We start from the raw sequence: 16,043 nt of genomic DNA on the forward strand, positions 1-16,043 counted from the left end.
GTTTTTTACATCGAAAAAAGTCCTCATGCCGATTTGCAAAAGGACGCTACCTGTATTTTATAAATGATTCTTTTTCCTTATTAATTCATCTCTATCGGAAGCCATTGGAGGCTGTTCTAACCACCCATTTTTTATCATGATGTTAGTTCCATCCTCAGCATACAACTGTACTTCTAATGATAGCCTGTTGTACATTGTACTTATATCACCCCTCGGGCTCTGACTAATAGCAGTACCGTAATACCCAACACTCAAAGTTATCAAACCAGATGTGAAGAACATCATAAGTTTATCTGAAAATGTATGTGCTGTACTATTTGTTATCTCAGAATCCCAGCCCATTGGTGCCGGGAGTTTACTTTCCTCTAACTTACCTCTAAATAATTTTATATGTTTATTCCCAACTTCTAACCCTTTTAAAAAGAATTGTTTTACATCCTTATCTCGTGCAACTTGACTGAAACCAGTAAGGGTCGCTACTCCCAAAGCGTTTCTTTGGAGATTTGAGAATAAATTGGCTACTTCAGCAGCCGTTAATGGTCTTTTCTCTCCAACTACATCTAACATAAACCATTGCTTTTTCACAAATTCAACCTTCTCCAAATTAGGCAAACTTGGGGGCCTGACAAACAATCCTTTTGACAATAATAAATCGGTTGATTTTTTATACAATTGCATGGTTTCACTAAGGCATTCCATGTAATAGTTTTTAATATCATCTCTAACAGATGCTGCCACACCCCCAGCATATGATGTAAGTCCAACCTTAGACATTTGGTTTATAAAATTTAGTGCAAAACTGTCTGAATAAAGCCGAGGAGCGGTTACGTCCACATCCTCTTTTAAACTAAAACCACATGGAACCACATTTTTTTCCTCTGTTAAAATGGCGGTGATTTTTTGAATATGTGATTGCGATAACTCTAAAGAAAATTTAATGATGGGCTTAATCTCATCATCTTCAGCTTTTTCTAAAAAATACGAAAGGACACATATGCTTGCGCTATCATTTAAGTATTGAATCCAAAGTTGAGCAATCTCACCTGCTGTAAGCCTGATCTGACTTCCCTTACCCTCCATAAGTAACCTCCAAAAAAGTTATACTAAAAACTAACTTCCCCATAAATTACTAATCGTATGTATTACTTGGAACACATAAATTTCTCGGCTATAGTAACATTTTTAATTCCTTATACTTGATTTAAGTCTAGCTATTATCAAATACACAATCTGGGATAAAAAAACAAATCCAAAAAATGACTTTGTATGTGTCCAGTTATGTAAAATAAACATCTCCCCTTTAATAAATAGAGGTTCACAAACATAAGCGAATAGTGCCGAACCTAGTACAGACATAATAAAATAACTATAAAATCTTGTTGAAAGTTGGTAAATAAACATAAATAAAACAGGAATTACTGTAATATCTGCCGGAAACAAGGGAGGTATCATTGGTAACAATTTGTCTGGATAACCCCATAAAATCAATTCTCCACCAATAACATCAAAAAGCGATGCCAAAACTGACCATATAAGTCCATAGCTTAAAATTTCAAAGGTTCTCTTTTTATCGTGAAATATTACCCATAAAATCCAGGGGATAATAGTGGCAGCAAGTAATAACCACCATTTCCAAGTGAATAAATCATCCTGGATCCAATGCTTAAAAGCAACATCTTTTAATGATTCTCTAGCTTTTTTAACATCTTCATATGATGGTTTCATTGTCTTTCATCCCCGATTCATAATCCTATATTTAATTTTTCCATTTATAAAGTTAATATTCTTACAAACTATTCCCCTGAAACCTTTTATAAGGATTTTTCATTGGCAACTGGTCAGCCGGTTTAAAAATTATATTTGTTAATAAAGTTATTTTTTTAGTAAAAGATAAATGCAACTAGGAGTTATCATCAGTCATTTATTTCTATTTCTTTCATCCATTTAGCATTAAATACTATGAACTGAAAAGAAATAAGAAATAGTAAAGGAGTACTTAGATGATTTTGGTCTTTTTTATCGTATTAAATATAATTGTTCTCTTTCTTTTTATAATGAAAAAGAAAAGACTTCATATTCTTGAAATCCTTGTTTATTGGCTGATTGCTACATACCTTTATCAAAATTTTTCAGCACTTTGTTATATGAACTTTAAAACATTGATTATTCCCGAAAAACTAACCTTTGAATTATCTCATTTTGTAAACAGGATTATACTTTTTCCGTTACTTATGGTAACTTTTCTTCACTATTATCTAGTTTTCAATACGACCTTTAAAAGGATCTTACTAACCGGAAGTTTTATCATCCTATTATCTGGGTTGGAGTGGCTATCCGATTATGTAGGTGTTCTAATTCATGTCAATTGGCAGATTTGGTGGTCACCTTCCTTCTGGTTAGCAGCTCTTATGGTTTTAATTGGAGTTATGACATTATTTAGAAAGATGTTACAAAAAGGAGGAGCGAATGCATGAATGTAACGTTTGATTGGAATGAATGGTTTTTCATACTATCTTCTTGTTTGGCTTTCCTTTTGTTTTTACCCATTCGAAAGTATTTTTCCCCCGTAATGGTAACAATTATTTGGGTATATAATATTGCATTGGTTTCAACCATTGATTATTTTCTTCTTGCTACTCCTTTCAAACTATATATTTTTGGCGATAATTTATCCTACGAACTTTCAGGTGCATTGTTTCATTTATTTATGTATCCCATTGCGTCCCTACTCTTTTTATTTGTCTATGATAAGTGGAAACTTTATGGAACTAAAACATTTTGGTACATTCTGTTTTGGACTGGCTTTGCAGTTTTATTTGAATGGGTTTGTGTAAAAAATCATGCTTTGACCTATACAGGATGGAAACTATATTATTCAATCCCAACTTATCCCATTGCAGCCTTCATGTTGATATTTCTTTTTCGCTTTACTAAAAAGGAACTTCAAGTTCTAAAAGCCCCACCAAAATATACACCACCTGAAGCCCCAGAAAGTTAATACATCCACCTATCAAAAAACACTGGTTAATTGATTTTAACAATTAGTCCAGTGTTTTTTACAAAAGTATTTAACTACGCTATAAGTAGTATCCTATATCACTAAATTCATTTAGTTTTACCAATCTAACCTACTATTTAACGGCTTCATTTTCTAATTTACAAATCAACTTATAATAACCCAATAAAATAAGGATTTGAATAGGAACAACAATCGAATCATACCACAACTCCCACCATCCAAGATGGAAATATCCCCAAGGTTCCGGAAGTAAGGTAAGTCCTTCGTAAATGAGAACACCTATTGTCCAACAGGTTATATAAATAACCTTTTTAAAAAAATGGGAGTTAAAAGGAAACCAACTTAGAAGCAATACGTTTATTGGAGGAATTAAAAGAGTATGAGGAAGAACTCCTATCCAATCTACACCTTTATCAAAATACCAGTACCCATGGTACTTAAATTCAATGAACACATCAAAAGTTACCTGAAATGCAATCGTAAATGACCATATACTAAGATTTCGGTGCGTCGGAATTTTGTTTCTTTTATAGGCAATATAATTAAATAAGAGAATCGAAATTAAAAGTAAAAACATAAATTTTTTCCTTTTTTAATTTTTTATTAGATTATCCTGTACAAACTTATTTATACATAACAGACTCCTATTCAACTATTGCCCCATTATCCAATGATATTCCTACAAACCATTGTGTTGGATACTGCAATTAATCCCTTTAGATGGTATGGAATATAAAAATGTAAAAAAGAATATAGTCTACTAGAATGGAGGAGTGAAAGATTATGGCGAAGATGATCATTATGTATGAGGAACCAAAGGATAAGGAAAAGTTTGATAAACATTATTTTGATGTACATGTCCCACTCGGAAGGAAAATACCAAATATCATTAAGGATTCCGTCCATCGTGTAATGAACTCCCAAGGGAGTGACTTAAACCTCTATCTGATTACGATTTTAGAATTCGAAAACATGGAAAAATTAATGGAGGCCTTTAACAGCCCAGAAGCAAAACAAGCGGAACAAGACGGCGCAAACTTCTTCCACTACCTACACAAACCACCCATTATCACTATCGTAGAATAGGGACGAAGGGACAGGTCCCGCGTCCCAGTCCATACTTAAACAGATGAGTTGGCATCCCTTATTTTCTTCTTTTTAATGCAAATAATAGCCCACAGTGGGAAATCAAATTCCATCTGTGGGCGCAACAAGGATTGTTTTTTCATTACTCAAATCAAGCATGGATCGACTCCTAAAAACACATCCTTAAATACAAGCTTTATATTCATCCATAATGTTATGAATGATGGTTTGGACGGGAAGAATTTCGTTTATTTCATGCACTCTCGCTCCCGCAAATACAAGACCATTCTCGCAATCCCCTTCCATTGATGTGATCAATGAATCCATTGTACAAAAGCGATAAGAGCAATCTTTCAAACAATCAATACACTTTTTAATTTTTACTTTTTTATCATAAGAAATTAGTTCAGTAAAATGATTCTTTATTGCACGACCTTCCAATCCCACGGTTGTTTTCACCATAACCGTATCTTCCTTTTTCGCTTGTACATATTTTTCTTTAAACGATAATGGTGCGTCACATTCGTTACTCGCAACAAATCTTGTTCCCATTTGAACACCGGAAGCTCCCATTTGAATGGCACGAGCGAGATCTTCTCCAGTCATAATTCCCCCAGCAGCAATTACGGGAATCTTAACAGCTTCCACCACTTCAGGTAAAATATCGAACAAAGGTCTTTCTGTACCCAGGTGCCCACCAGCCTCATTTCCTTCTACAACAACGGCAGAAGCACCCAGACGTTCTGATATTTTTGCAAGCCTTGCTGAAGACACAATGGAGATCACCGGTATTCCAGCTTCTCGGCCCCAACTATACATATCTCTAGATATACCAGCTCCTGAAATAATGAAATCGACTTTTTCCTCAATCGCTACTTTCATTTTTTCAGCAAAATCATTCATCGCAAAAAGAACATTCACACCTATATAGCCACCATCCTGAATGGATTCTTTCGCCTTCCTTATGTGAAATCGCAATTCATCAAAACTAATTCCTGTCCCTGAAATAATTCCGATACCTCCAGCATTTGCAACAGCAGAAGCAAGACCGCTTAACGAAATACCTACTCCCATTCCTCCTTGCATGATTGGAACCTTTGGTGCCATATGACCTATTTTTAATTGTGGAAAGCTCAAAAGAATACCCCATTTCGTCATTATTGTTATCCTTCAAGCTTATTTTAACGACTGGGTATCAAATGAATAGTTACAAATATAATACCTCATCCTAAAAGTAGATCATAATTTTGTTGTTTTCACAAAATGTTCAAGAATCGTTGCTATCAAAAGACCTAGTTCTAGTCGGAAGCGTCCCTATTTTAACTTCACCATGTTATACCAGTTCACTCCACCATGTTTTGATTCGGACAACCCATGGTTAACAAACCCTAGGTTTTCATAAAAAGGAACTAATTCCTGTTTACAAGTTAAAGTGATTCCTTCTCTTTCATTCTCTATTACGAGTTCTTGCATTTTATCTAGTAAACTCTTTGCAATCCCTTGCTTTCGATTCTTTTTGGATACTGCTAATCCCAGAACACACTGATATCCTCCTCTATTTGGGTTCGGCTTGATTTCCGTAAAAAGATCATCGGTTATGTACAGTTGATTAATAACAGGTCCATTAATATAACCGAGTATCTCCCCTTCCTTTTCAGCCACAATAAAGCTATCCGCTATCAACCGAATTCTCTCTATAAAAATTTCTTTTGTCGCTGCCTCCTCAACCGTAAAGCCTTCATTTTCAATATGTAACAACTGTTCTAAATCTGTTGCCTGAACATTCCTCATAGTAAACATCTTATCTAATTCCCCTCTCCTCCATTGAAGATTCCTACTTTTATTGTATAATATTCTTCAAATTTTTCCTTAACCACTCAAAAACTATATCAATTATTATTTTTTCACTATGTCATCAAGTATCTTAACCTACATAAGATATGGAGTGCATATTTTTATACGATGGGGGTTATTTAATGAAGGTATCCGATAAGGTCATTGTCGTTACGGGTGCAGGGGGTGGGATTGGACGTGAGCTGGTTCGCCAGCTGTTGGAAAAAGGAGCTAATGTCGCAGCAATCATTCACAAAAATGGGCTCGATAAAATGAAGGCATTCAAAGAAGAGTATAGCAACAGAATTTCAATTCACACCGCAAATATTGCGAACAAAGAGGATGTGCAAAGGCTTCCTGATGAAGTCATTGCCAGTCACGGTTGCGTAGACGGAATTATCAATAATGCAGGCATCATTCAACCTTTTATAAGTGTAAATGAACTTGAGTATGAACAAATTCAATGGGTAATGGATGTCAATTTTTATGGAACGCTTTATATGTGTAAATCGTTTTTACCACATCTGTTAATCAGGCCGGAAGCTCATATTGCAAATGTAGCGAGTATGGGTGGATCCCTACCGATTCCGCAACAAACAATCTACTGTGCTTCAAAAGCAGCTGTTAAGATGTTAACCGAATCCCTTCACTCCGAGCTTCGAAAAACCAATGTAGGTGTGACCCTTGTGATTCCTGGCGCGGTCGAAACAGACCTCGTTGAAAAAGCCAAAGTGGAAAAAGAAGGTGCTGAAAGTTCTACCTATAAGCTACTTAGCCCCATCGTCGCAGCTAGCATCATTATTGAAGGAATAGAAACTAAAAAATACCGCGTCTTAGCCGGAAACGATTCGAAAATCATGGACATTTTATATCGACTTAATCCAAAAAAGGCTACTGAATTGATTGCTAAAAAGATTTTATAATATCCCGGCGCTCAATCTTAGCTAGGATAAACACCTTCAACCTCACAGCAATCTATTAAATATTTGTTTTTTTATGAAAAAGGCTCCATTTATTTGTCTTACTTAAGAAAAAAAATACATCTGTTATCCATTTTGCTATCAGTCCAATGGTTATGTAAAAAAGAAATAATAGGAAAAAATTTTCCTTACCACCAAAGCGAAACAAACCAATCCCTAGCAATAAGGGTTTAATGAAAAAGGCAAAGACAAGGCAAAGAAAAAGTAGCCAAAGATAATAATTTTTATTTTTATTAAGGGAATATTGGTAAAGAAGGATATACGCTACTGGAACGAAAGATGAATCAAGCGCTAAGTTAGACGGAAGACCCGGTAATAATTTATATGGATAGATCCACCAGCCTTTTGATACTCCAATTACATCGGAAAAGGCAAAAAAGATATGTACCCCATATCCGTAAAATCCTAGATGAAAGATTTTTCTTCGGTCTATAAAAAGAAATAAAGCTATGAGTGGAATAATTAACATTGCCAAAACAACCCAAAACTGCCATGTATGGAAATGAGAGTAATCGTTCCAATAACTGATCCACCTCTCACTTTGTTGAACTTCTGCTTTTCTTATTTTCTCTATCAATTCCAATTGGTCTTTGTTCACAAAGAAGCCTCCTGTTTTCTTGATAGTATTTTTCTTTTTATATACGTTTATTCCACCTCAGTCTACTATTTGTTAACTGCCCCCTAGTACTTTATGCATTAGTAAGTTGGGGGCAAAATCCCTTATGTTGTTGGTATTTCAGAAGAACATGTCATAGAAGATGCCCTGTGCTATAAGTAGAGAAGCAGCCCTTAGGCCACTTATACCTGCCCCTACAATAACTACCTGATACTTCATTTTCCTTCCTCTTTTCTACTTGTTCACCCAGTGATTTGTATTTTATTAGACTTTCTCTGTTTATCGATACCTGCCCATAAGACGATTGGAATAAGGAGTAATGTAAACATACCAGCAGCAATTGAAAGTACTGCATAACTAGAATGTGCTACTATCAAACCAGATATGCCCCCTCCTAATGCCCCGGACAAAGCAATTCCAACATCTACAGACCCTTGAGTCTTAGCCCTATTAGATGGTGAAGTTGCATCAACAAGGATTGCTGTACCACTGATTAAACCAAAATTCCAACCAAGTCCAAGTAATGCAAGTGCTGTAATAAGTACTACCATCGAATCAGCGGGTCCCATGGCAGCTAGAATGCCAGAAGCAAGTAGTGTAATGGCAGAAGCAATGGCCATGGTTGCACGTCCGATTTTATCAACAAGAAATCCCGTAACTAATGAAGGTAAAAACATAGCCCCTATATGAAAACCTATGACAAGTCCTACATCATTCAAACCATGTCCATAGTGTCCCATATGTATCGGCGTCATCGTCATAATTGCGGTCATCACAAATTGAGTTAACACCATTACGGAAGCTCCTGCAAAAATGCCTCGCCTGCTGATAAATGATAAATTAGAGCTTTCCTCTGCTAGTAGATGATCTTTTGAACTTTTAGCATCTGATATTGCTTTGGCAACAATAAAGGGGTCAGGTCTAAGAAAAAACAATAGAACGAAACCAGCGAGTATATATGCTGCTGCAGCTAATAAAAATGGACCCGCTAAAGCAGGAATTCCTATGGAAATTGCAAACTCACCCATTACATCCACCATGTTTGGACCTGCAACAGCCCCAAATGTGGTAGAAACCAAGGCTATACTAATCGCCTTCGCCCTTTGTGTAGAGCTTGCCAAGTCCGTTCCTGCGTAACGTGCTTGTAAGTTTGTCGCTGAGCCAGCTCCGTAGATAAGCAATGAAACAAACAAGAGTAGAATGCTATTTGTTATTGCTGAAATAACAACACCAATAGCACCCAGACCGCCACCCAAAAATCCTGTCGCAAGTCCAAAACGTCTTCCATACATTTGTGAAAGTCTTCCCACAAGTAGTGCGGCTCCTGCTGAGCCTAGAGTAAATAACGCTGTAGGAATTCCCGTTACACTATCTGTACCTAACATATCTTGTGCTAAAAGTGCTCCCACTGTGATTCCTGCTGCAAGTCCTGCTCCACCAAAAATTTGAGATAAGACAACAACCAGTAAAGTTCTTTTATAGAGTTGTTTTTGTTTTTCTGAAGAACGAATGTATATTTGTAACCAAGCTGCTTTAACGTCACCCTTTTTCCCGTTACCCTCTACCACATTTACACCATCTTTCTATTAAACTAATTTTTGATTATTCCATCATTTAACTGGATTTTAAACATCTTAACATGTCTAAAAATGCCATACAATATAATAATTGTATGGCACACACTTTTAGGAAAGTTGGGTTAGTAAACGCTTAAGGATAATCAACCCTTTTTCTAGTTCTTCAATTGTTTTTGGAGCACAGACAGCAACCCTTACAGCCCGCTCTGGACAACTATTTCCAACCACAAAACGTTCGGCTGCATATACTTGTACTCCCTGCTCAGCGGCTAGAGTTTCAAATTCTGCACCTGTAATCTTATTTGGTAATAGCAGCCAACGAAAGATGCCGGTTTCAGCACCTAAACACGGATAGTCAGCTAAATATTGATTTACCACCTGGTTTCTACTTATCGCTTGCTCCCGATGACCCTGAATTAAGACCTCAAACTGATCAGATACAATAAGTCGTGCTGACAATTCTGCTAATAACGGGGAAACGGATATATTTAAATTATAAAGCGCTCTTGAAATAAGCTCCTTAAATCGAATCGGCACTGCTACATAGGCTAATCGTAAACCTGGTGCTATTGATTTTGATAAACTCGCAATATGAATAACCTGGTCTGGTGCGAAAGATGCGATAGCAGGAAGTGGCTTTTCGTTGTGGAGATGATACGTCGCATCTTCTATAATAAATTGATTATACTTTTTGGCGATTTCTCCAATTGCTTTTCGATTCACAACAGGCATGCAAGAAGTTGTCGGATTATGATAATCTGGGATAAGGTAAATGCCTTTAATATTCTCATGTTTACACGCATATTCAAAGGCAGCCGGGCTCATTGAATCATGATCGGATTTAATTGGTACAATTTGCAAGCTAAGCATTGCAGCCACTGTTTTTAAGCCTGGGTATGTATGATGATCAACACCAATGCGATCACCTGGCCGACAAAGACTTGCTAGTGTGGCTGCCATCGCATTTTGACCCCCATTTGCAAATAATATGTGATCAACTGTTGTTTCAAACCCACCTCTTCGGATTAGCTTAATCGCAGCATCCTTTTGCCAAAGACTTTCACCTGCTCGACCATATCCAAACCATTTTTCATAATCCGACTCTTGTAACATGCTTTTCAACTGGAGTAGTAGTGGCTCATAAGAATCGTTATCAGGTAGTGTTGCTCCCATTTCAATTAAATGCTTCGGCTTCGAGTCTTCAAGTAAATACGCATTCGATAAAGCATCATATGAAACAAAGGTACCACTACCAACAGATGCACTTAACAAGCCATTTAACGTACATAATTTAAACGCTTTTGAAATGGTACTCAAGTTCAAATCTAAATAATCAGCCAATTCACGTTGTGGAGGAAGTTTTGTGCCTGGCAATAAAACACCGTTTAAAATATCTTGCTTTAACTGATCTGCCAGTACTTGATAAATTGGCTTTTTCGTTTTATCGATGGATGGCTTCCAACTCATCGGAAAGTCTTCAAAAGAATTAACCGGCATGATCCACACCCTTTTTCTACATCATTATCTAATCAAGCCTCTACATCATTTTTATAACTACTAGAAATAAACATGGAGGCATCTTGTTTCATAAAAATACCCTTACCGTGATAGAATGTCTTCGTTTCAATTGAAGTAAAACCAACCTCGGATAATACTTTTTTCAGTACTTCATGGGAAAAACCGTTATGTACTTTCGGGTGAGAGATTTGATCGTTTTTGTCAAAATCTATAATAATGAGCTTGCCACCCTTGTTTAAAATAGTGAACAATTCTTGTAAGATTTTTTTCGTATCAGGAATATGAAGAAGTACTAGTGACATTAACACGATGTCTGCCTTCAATTCAGGTGTTTCTTGAGTTAAATCAGCATATTGTACTTTTGCATTGGATATTCCATGTTGAGAAATTTTAGCTTCAGCCACATCCAACATGTGTTTTGATGAATCTACCAACAAAATCGAATCTACTAAGTCTGATAGTTCTAAACTAACTAGCCCCGTGCCACTTCCATAGTCGACTAACGATTTTCCTTGGCTATTTTGCAGTTCGGTTTTTACTTCCTGCACAATTACTTTCGCTAATGCTTTTCTTTCCTCTGTATCATATCTCTTTGCCATTTCTTCGAAAACGTTATTTTCCATTTGTGACTCCTCTATTCATAAAAATGCAAACCACATAGTGCTCATTATAGCAAAACCAATACCTTAAGGCACGATACTACCCTCTTATCGGAGCATACAAAGAAGTCCCTAAATAAATAGGGACCTCTTAGCTTTTCCTGACTACTTATTTTTGTTGTTCAACTTCTCCAAATCAAGCAATCTTTTATTAATTCCAACGAGTATATCTAAATCGACTGTAATCTTTGAAACGCGATTTATAAATGACTCAACATCTGCTTTATTCGAACTCCAAGAAAGAGGCGTCATTTGCACTAAATGTTCCAACTCATGATGATCCATATGTCTTTGATAACATACGTTAATCACTTCTTTTAAATCAAAATGCTTTTTAAAAAGCCCTACTGTTTCATCATTTTTATATGTCTTCCTATTTGTGTCTCCGTAAAGTGCTGTTCTTAGTTCTTTTAGATAATTTGTACGAGGAACCACTTTAATGACAAGACCATCTGGAACTATAATTCTCTTAAACTCCTTGTAATTTGAAGGCGATAAGATATTAAGAACGACATGAAACGACTGATCCGCTAAAGGTGAATTTGCTAAATCACCTACAATCCAAATTGGTTCATTGTATTTCTTAGCTGCCGATATAATACCGTCTTTTGAAATATCCAAACCAACCCCTTTTAAAGTCGGAGTCTTACATTCATTTAAAATCTTGTGCAAATGTGATCCTTCCCCACAGCCAGCATCAAGTATAAAAAATGGGAAATTTGAAGGATTCATTTGTGTTTTTATCACGTTTGAAATTACTTGATGCAAAGGTGCGTACAACTCACTATCCATAATTATTTTCTGCCTTGCGTCAAATAAACTCTTATCGTAATGACTATTTGAAGAACGCGTCATTAAGTTAACATATCCTTGTTTAGCAAAATCGAAATTATGTTTATTAATACAAATTAGCCTTTTAAAATCAACAACCTTCAAAGAACCTTTACAATGGGGACATCTAAACGCTTCACTAGATTCACTAAAACCTTTTGCACTTTTTGTTTTGTTATTCATGTTTCTCTTCCTTTCAAAAATAAAAAATCACAGGCAATCCACCTGTGATTCAGAGTAAAGGGAAGAAACCCATCCTTATTAGACTTGGTTCTAAAAGAGGCCTCACTAAATAGGCCTTCGTTGTAGAAAGGAGAAGGAAAATTAGACATAAATAAAGAAAGGCAGAACAATCCGCCTTTCTCACATTACATAATATCTATTCATCCCTATAAGACGATAGTAAAGGAAAATACATGTAGCACTAGCTAAATAACGTGTATTTCCATATGAAATGAAGATTATTAAAAAAGGACAGACTTATCCCGTTTACTCTGTTTACACAAACAGAGCCTTTGAACATATTAAATTACTGGTTCAAAGATGGGAATCGAAGTCTCATATAATGTATCATTTTTTAATAATCCTCCTACACTATTAATTGCAATAATAATTATAGGGAATTCGTTTATTAAAGTCAAAGATATGATAGTTTAATAATTTCAAAAAATTAGCGCTTATCCTTCCTGAACTATCGCACCGCTACCGGAAAACAAACCCTTTAATTTTTATTTATCATCTTTCGTCGTTCAATCCGATTAAAAATCGAATACGAAATACTTAAAATCACCCCTATTAGGATAGCAATAAAGAAACCAAACATGCCTTGAAAACCAACCCAACCAGTTGTAAATGTCAGAAAAAATAATACGTAACAAAAACCAACTAGGATGATTGCAATAGGAACGTTAAATGGAAACAAACGCTTCCACCCTTTTGCTAATAAAACGGAACAGATTAGTAAAGCAATTGCAGTGAACATTTGAATCGATCCCCATCGGAACTCTGCTCGAGACTGCGCATCCTCACCAAAGGCAGGTATATTTAGAAGATTATACATTGTGATAGTTGCCGTAATAATTGCTGTAAAAACAACAAGTATGAAAATTGTCCAGTTTATTGCCTTGAGATAATCTTTGCTGCTCATTTAATCCCTCCTCATTTTTTATTCGACATTGCAGGAAAAAATATTAGTGGTCTATGTATTAATGAAGGATGAATGCTCTAATCGTTGTCTGAAATACCGTGCTGCTCATTTAATAACTTCTACAAAAAAGCCCGTAATCCTTCAAAGGTTAAAACTCCCTTCGTATAATTGAAAAACTTCATAATGTATTTGGTGATAAAATACATTATTCCTATTGTGATGTAAATAAAATTTAAAAATGGTTTCCTAGTCTGGAAACCATTTTTGTAGTTGACCATACGGTGTTACCAATTCGTTTTTCTCTTTTACGAAAAAAAGATAAACGATTACTATTCACATACCTAAAACAATGAAAGCCCTACCTCTCTTTCATCCTTACGGCTCCTTGTCCGTGCCAGTATGAATCAGGATTGCAAAAAATCAAGTGACTGTATTATCGAGTTATTTGTTGAAACTCCAAAGTTCGTAAAAGAAATTCAAATAATAAGAATGGATTAAATTGTAGAAATAACAAATGAGGTAATGCTCTAAAGGTGAGTTGGAGAAGTTGAATGTCTTTACAAGATTTACTTTTAAAAAGAAACATATTCCCAAAAAAAGAGGATATTTTCGGGAGATGTAATAGATGAGTTTAAATGATCATTAACAGAAACTTTTTATTTGATTTTCAGTAATTCCTTTAATTAATTCCAGCTCACTCATCAAAAATCCATGTGCGTTTACTAACATTTTTTTTTCGCTTGTATTAAGTTCTTTTTCGTTCTTCATACGCATTAAATCACGTACAACTTCGGCACATTCTTGTAATTTACCCGTTTTTATTTTGTCCGTGTTCACTTTATACCTTTGTTTCCACAGCAGAAATCTATCTGATTCTCCATGCTGAAAAATGTGTATGATGTCTTTTAATGCAATTATGTCAGTAACAGGGCGTATATTTAAATTCAATATTTTACCTGTAGGAATCATGACTTGCATATTACCGATTAACATTTTTATGACATAATACTGTTGTTTTTCCCCTGAGATTTCCTTTTCTTCTATGGCTTTAATTATACCTACTCCGTGCATTGGATAAACAATGTTATCGCCAATTTGAAACAAATAACCCACCTCCATATATGGTAACCTTCTTAACCATAACACACGTGTTATTCTTTATCAAATTTTTAATAATATCATAATTTTATTTTACTTGTCAACTGATTTTCCTTTAAAAATCAAAAACAATAGGAATCGTGTCGGATAACCAAAAAGAGGAAGGTTTATTTTCTAGCCTATATTCTGAAATCTCTCCTAACCTTACTTTTCTTAATCAATATAAAATCTTTGCGCAAGTAACAGAAAAAGCGATTGCCTTATTCAGCAATCGCAACCGTTAGTATAACAACATCTATTTTTTATAAGGCATAAATGATGAAGGATTTAATTCTTCACTTTCAATAACAATAGCAGTTAATCCTTTATCTGTTTTGGTTTCGTGCCATTCATCTTTCTCCCAAAAAACAGCATCTCCCGCTTGAACTTTGATATATTCTTCTTCATCACCTCGAACATAACCTTCCCCATTTAAGATTAATAGCAGTTGAGGTACAACTGCTTGATGAAAGCCTATAATTCCGTTTTCTTCTAAGTACATGCAACCTATATGAGTTTCCTTGTCAGTTTGAATAATACGGGACATCACAAAATCCGAATTGAATTTAGTGATCTGTTTACCGCTATCTTTACTAAACTTATAAAATTCCATTTTGCACCTCCAAGGACTTTATGTTATATATTTCGCAGTCAAGAATGTTCTAACATTAAATCAATTAATCAAATTGCAGATACTCTAAAACATTACCAAATGGGTCTCTAAAGCTAATATATTTTCCAGGAGGACATTTTGTTGGTTCATCAATAATGAAATCAACATTATGTTCTTTTAACTTATCAACTGTACTATAAATGTCTTCCGTTTTTAATCCTAAGACTACTCCTGAAGTTGTTTTTGTATTTTCAATGTATGAAGCCTTTTCCGATTCTTCAAATACGATAGGTAGATCTCCGTGAACGAGCGATACAATTTTTGGACCATATTTTTTATTAACTTCGAACCCTAAAACTGTGGTGTAAAAGTCAATTGCTTCCTGAATATTTGGTACATAAATTCCAATAACACAAACTTGACTCATCATTACTCCTCCATTTATTATCGAATTGTTTATTCATAACAATAATTCCACTTAATACCATAAACCACCTGCTAACTCTCGTATATTTCTTCTTAAAACTCTCACCGGTTAGTTCAAGAAGACAGAGTTAGCATACAAATCTTTACCTATGCCCATCTTTCCGTGCTTTTATATACCCGTAATACGCACAAGTACCATTTTGGGTAAGGTCCTTTACTTCAAAACCACATTTTTTATAGAAACTGAAATTGTTAGCTGATGTATGTGCAAACCAATCACCATGGGGAAGTTTTTGAACGCAAAGTTGCACTAGCTTTTTCCCGATACCTTTTCCGCGATATACTGATAAAACGACTAAATCCATTATATTAGCAGCCATTATTTGGTCGGAGATAACCCTCACCATTCCAATCATTTTGTTATTATCCCAAACAGTAAAAGCCCATGTTGAATTTTTGAATATAAGCGTAAACTTTTCTTTTTGCCAATCAGGAGTATTCCTCGCCCACCCAGCATCTTCAAATAAAGCTTCAACATATTCAGCAGGAACGCCATCTGTTCCTTCTCTTATAATTAAGCCATTGAAATAATGGTACATAT

20 protein-coding genes are annotated in these 16,043 nt (G+C 35.3%); 4 read left to right on the forward strand and 16 right to left on the reverse strand.

The genetic code is table 11. The annotated features are described in order from the left end of the window. Positions 1-57: 57 nt before the first annotated feature. Complete coding sequence (locus ACFSFW_RS10780; RefSeq protein WP_388037996.1) at positions 58-1,080, reverse strand: DUF3231 family protein; 1,023 nt, start codon at positions 1,078-1,080, stop codon at positions 58-60. Between the two features lie 102 nt (positions 1,081-1,182). Next, positions 1,183-1,725: a CBO0543 family protein gene (locus ACFSFW_RS10785; RefSeq protein ID WP_388037999.1), complete on the reverse strand. Its 543-nt coding sequence runs from the start codon at positions 1,723-1,725 to the stop codon at positions 1,183-1,185. Between the two features lie 275 nt (positions 1,726-2,000). Here ACFSFW_RS10785 and ACFSFW_RS10790 point away from each other — a divergent pair, with 275 nt between their 5' ends. Then, positions 2,001-2,474, forward strand: coding sequence for a hypothetical protein (locus ACFSFW_RS10790; protein WP_388038002.1), 474 nt, complete (start codon positions 2,001-2,003; stop codon positions 2,472-2,474). Beyond that, positions 2,471-2,998 carry a hypothetical protein gene (locus tag ACFSFW_RS10795; protein ID WP_388038005.1) on the forward strand — a complete coding sequence of 176 codons (528 nt, stop codon included), beginning with the start codon at positions 2,471-2,473 and terminating at the stop codon, positions 2,996-2,998. The genes ACFSFW_RS10790 and ACFSFW_RS10795 overlap by 4 nt, the downstream gene beginning before the upstream one ends. Positions 2,999-3,131: 133 nt before the next feature. Here ACFSFW_RS10795 and ACFSFW_RS10800 read toward each other — a convergent pair whose 3' ends face one another. Further along, positions 3,132-3,596: a hypothetical protein gene (locus ACFSFW_RS10800; protein WP_388038007.1), complete on the reverse strand. Its 465-nt coding sequence runs from the start codon at positions 3,594-3,596 to the stop codon at positions 3,132-3,134. 206 nt (positions 3,597-3,802) lie between these two features. Between ACFSFW_RS10800 and ACFSFW_RS10805 the strand changes: the two genes are divergently transcribed. Further along, on the forward strand, positions 3,803-4,105 hold the full coding sequence (locus tag ACFSFW_RS10805) for an EthD family reductase (protein WP_388038010.1): 303 nt from the start codon (positions 3,803-3,805) through the stop codon (positions 4,103-4,105). A gap of 183 nt (positions 4,106-4,288) precedes the next feature. Here ACFSFW_RS10805 and ACFSFW_RS10810 read toward each other — a convergent pair whose 3' ends face one another. After that, complete coding sequence (locus ACFSFW_RS10810) at positions 4,289-5,263, reverse strand: NAD(P)H-dependent flavin oxidoreductase (protein WP_388038013.1); 975 nt, start codon at positions 5,261-5,263, stop codon at positions 4,289-4,291. 156 nt (positions 5,264-5,419) lie between these two features. After that, complete coding sequence (locus tag ACFSFW_RS10815; protein WP_388038016.1) at positions 5,420-5,905, reverse strand: GNAT family N-acetyltransferase; 486 nt, start codon at positions 5,903-5,905, stop codon at positions 5,420-5,422. 176 nt (positions 5,906-6,081) lie between these two features. On the opposite strand from ACFSFW_RS10815, the gene ACFSFW_RS10820 reads away from it, so the two are divergent. After that, on the forward strand, positions 6,082-6,861 hold the full coding sequence (locus ACFSFW_RS10820) for an SDR family NAD(P)-dependent oxidoreductase (protein WP_388038019.1): 780 nt from the start codon (positions 6,082-6,084) through the stop codon (positions 6,859-6,861). Positions 6,862-6,916: 55 nt separating this feature from the next. On the opposite strand, the gene ACFSFW_RS10825 is transcribed toward ACFSFW_RS10820, so the two are convergent. The 11 genes from ACFSFW_RS10825 to ACFSFW_RS10875 form a co-directional block, all read right to left on the reverse strand. Further along, positions 6,917-7,516 carry a CBO0543 family protein gene (locus ACFSFW_RS10825; RefSeq protein WP_388038022.1) on the reverse strand — a complete coding sequence of 200 codons (600 nt, stop codon included), beginning with the start codon at positions 7,514-7,516 and terminating at the stop codon, positions 6,917-6,919. Between the two features lie 260 nt (positions 7,517-7,776). Further along, positions 7,777-9,102, reverse strand: a complete 1,326-nt coding sequence (locus ACFSFW_RS10830; RefSeq protein WP_388038024.1) for an MFS transporter — start codon at positions 9,100-9,102, stop codon at positions 7,777-7,779. A 117-nt stretch (positions 9,103-9,219) separates the two neighbouring features. Next, the gene (locus ACFSFW_RS10835; RefSeq protein ID WP_388038027.1) at positions 9,220-10,608 is read right to left on the reverse strand and encodes an aminotransferase-like domain-containing protein; all 1,389 of its coding nucleotides are present in this window, start codon (positions 10,606-10,608) and stop codon (positions 9,220-9,222) included. A 32-nt stretch (positions 10,609-10,640) separates the two neighbouring features. Beyond that, positions 10,641-11,252, reverse strand: a complete 612-nt coding sequence (locus tag ACFSFW_RS10840) for a class I SAM-dependent methyltransferase (RefSeq protein ID WP_388038030.1) — start codon at positions 11,250-11,252, stop codon at positions 10,641-10,643. Positions 11,253-11,393: 141 nt separating this feature from the next. After that, positions 11,394-12,302, reverse strand: a complete 909-nt coding sequence (locus ACFSFW_RS10845) for a putative RNA methyltransferase (RefSeq protein WP_388038032.1) — start codon at positions 12,300-12,302, stop codon at positions 11,394-11,396. Positions 12,303-12,648: 346 nt separating this feature from the next. Continuing rightward, a complete protein-coding gene (locus ACFSFW_RS10850) occupies positions 12,649-12,693 on the reverse strand; it encodes an erythromycin resistance leader peptide (RefSeq protein ID WP_388038180.1) in 45 nt (14 codons plus the stop codon). Positions 12,694-12,840: 147 nt separating this feature from the next. Next, complete coding sequence (locus ACFSFW_RS10855) at positions 12,841-13,266, reverse strand: RND transporter (RefSeq protein WP_388038034.1); 426 nt, start codon at positions 13,264-13,266, stop codon at positions 12,841-12,843. 642 nt (positions 13,267-13,908) lie between these two features. Continuing rightward, positions 13,909-14,385: a CarD family transcriptional regulator gene (locus tag ACFSFW_RS10860; RefSeq protein WP_388038037.1), complete on the reverse strand. Its 477-nt coding sequence runs from the start codon at positions 14,383-14,385 to the stop codon at positions 13,909-13,911. Between the two features lie 274 nt (positions 14,386-14,659). After that, positions 14,660-15,016, reverse strand: coding sequence for a cupin domain-containing protein (locus tag ACFSFW_RS10865; protein WP_388038040.1), 357 nt, complete (start codon positions 15,014-15,016; stop codon positions 14,660-14,662). 64 nt (positions 15,017-15,080) lie between these two features. Continuing rightward, a complete protein-coding gene (locus tag ACFSFW_RS10870; protein WP_388038043.1) occupies positions 15,081-15,443 on the reverse strand; it encodes a VOC family protein in 363 nt (120 codons plus the stop codon). Between the two features lie 142 nt (positions 15,444-15,585). Then, entirely contained in the window at positions 15,586-16,041 is a 456-nt protein-coding gene (locus tag ACFSFW_RS10875; protein WP_388038046.1) for a GNAT family N-acetyltransferase, read from the reverse strand. Positions 16,042-16,043 lie beyond the last annotated feature (2 nt).

The organism is Ferdinandcohnia salidurans, from assembly GCF_042680725.1.
In the GTDB taxonomy this organism is placed as follows: domain Bacteria; phylum Bacillota; class Bacilli; order Bacillales; family Bacillaceae_L; genus Ferdinandcohnia; species Ferdinandcohnia salidurans.

Coding starts and splice junctions, on each gene's coding strand:
- ACFSFW_RS10780 (WP_388037996.1), bottom strand. CDS start 1,080: ATGGAGGGTAAGGGAAGTCAGATCAGGCTTACAGCAGGTGAGATTGCT.
- ACFSFW_RS10785 (WP_388037999.1), bottom strand. CDS start 1,725: ATGAAACCATCATATGAAGATGTTAAAAAAGCTAGAGAATCATTAAAA.
- ACFSFW_RS10790 (WP_388038002.1), top strand. CDS start 2,001: ATGATTTTGGTCTTTTTTATCGTATTAAATATAATTGTTCTCTTTCTT.
- ACFSFW_RS10795 (WP_388038005.1), top strand. CDS start 2,471: ATGAATGTAACGTTTGATTGGAATGAATGGTTTTTCATACTATCTTCT.
- ACFSFW_RS10800 (WP_388038007.1), bottom strand. CDS start 3,596: ATGTTTTTACTTTTAATTTCGATTCTCTTATTTAATTATATTGCCTAT.
- ACFSFW_RS10805 (WP_388038010.1), top strand. CDS start 3,803: ATGGCGAAGATGATCATTATGTATGAGGAACCAAAGGATAAGGAAAAG.
- ACFSFW_RS10810 (WP_388038013.1), bottom strand. CDS start 5,263: ATGACGAAATGGGGTATTCTTTTGAGCTTTCCACAATTAAAAATAGGT.
- ACFSFW_RS10815 (WP_388038016.1), bottom strand. CDS start 5,905: ATGTTTACTATGAGGAATGTTCAGGCAACAGATTTAGAACAGTTGTTA.
- ACFSFW_RS10820 (WP_388038019.1), top strand. CDS start 6,082: ATGAAGGTATCCGATAAGGTCATTGTCGTTACGGGTGCAGGGGGTGGG.
- ACFSFW_RS10835 (WP_388038027.1), bottom strand. CDS start 10,608: ATGCCGGTTAATTCTTTTGAAGACTTTCCGATGAGTTGGAAGCCATCC.
- ACFSFW_RS10840 (WP_388038030.1), bottom strand. CDS start 11,252: ATGGAAAATAACGTTTTCGAAGAAATGGCAAAGAGATATGATACAGAG.
- ACFSFW_RS10845 (WP_388038032.1), bottom strand. CDS start 12,302: ATGAATAACAAAACAAAAAGTGCAAAAGGTTTTAGTGAATCTAGTGAA.
- ACFSFW_RS10855 (WP_388038034.1), bottom strand. CDS start 13,266: ATGAGCAGCAAAGATTATCTCAAGGCAATAAACTGGACAATTTTCATA.
- ACFSFW_RS10860 (WP_388038037.1), bottom strand. CDS start 14,385: ATGGAGGTGGGTTATTTGTTTCAAATTGGCGATAACATTGTTTATCCA.
- ACFSFW_RS10865 (WP_388038040.1), bottom strand. CDS start 15,016: ATGGAATTTTATAAGTTTAGTAAAGATAGCGGTAAACAGATCACTAAA.
- ACFSFW_RS10870 (WP_388038043.1), bottom strand. CDS start 15,443: ATGAGTCAAGTTTGTGTTATTGGAATTTATGTACCAAATATTCAGGAA.
- ACFSFW_RS10875 (WP_388038046.1), bottom strand. CDS start 16,041: ATGTACCATTATTTCAATGGCTTAATTATAAGAGAAGGAACAGATGGC.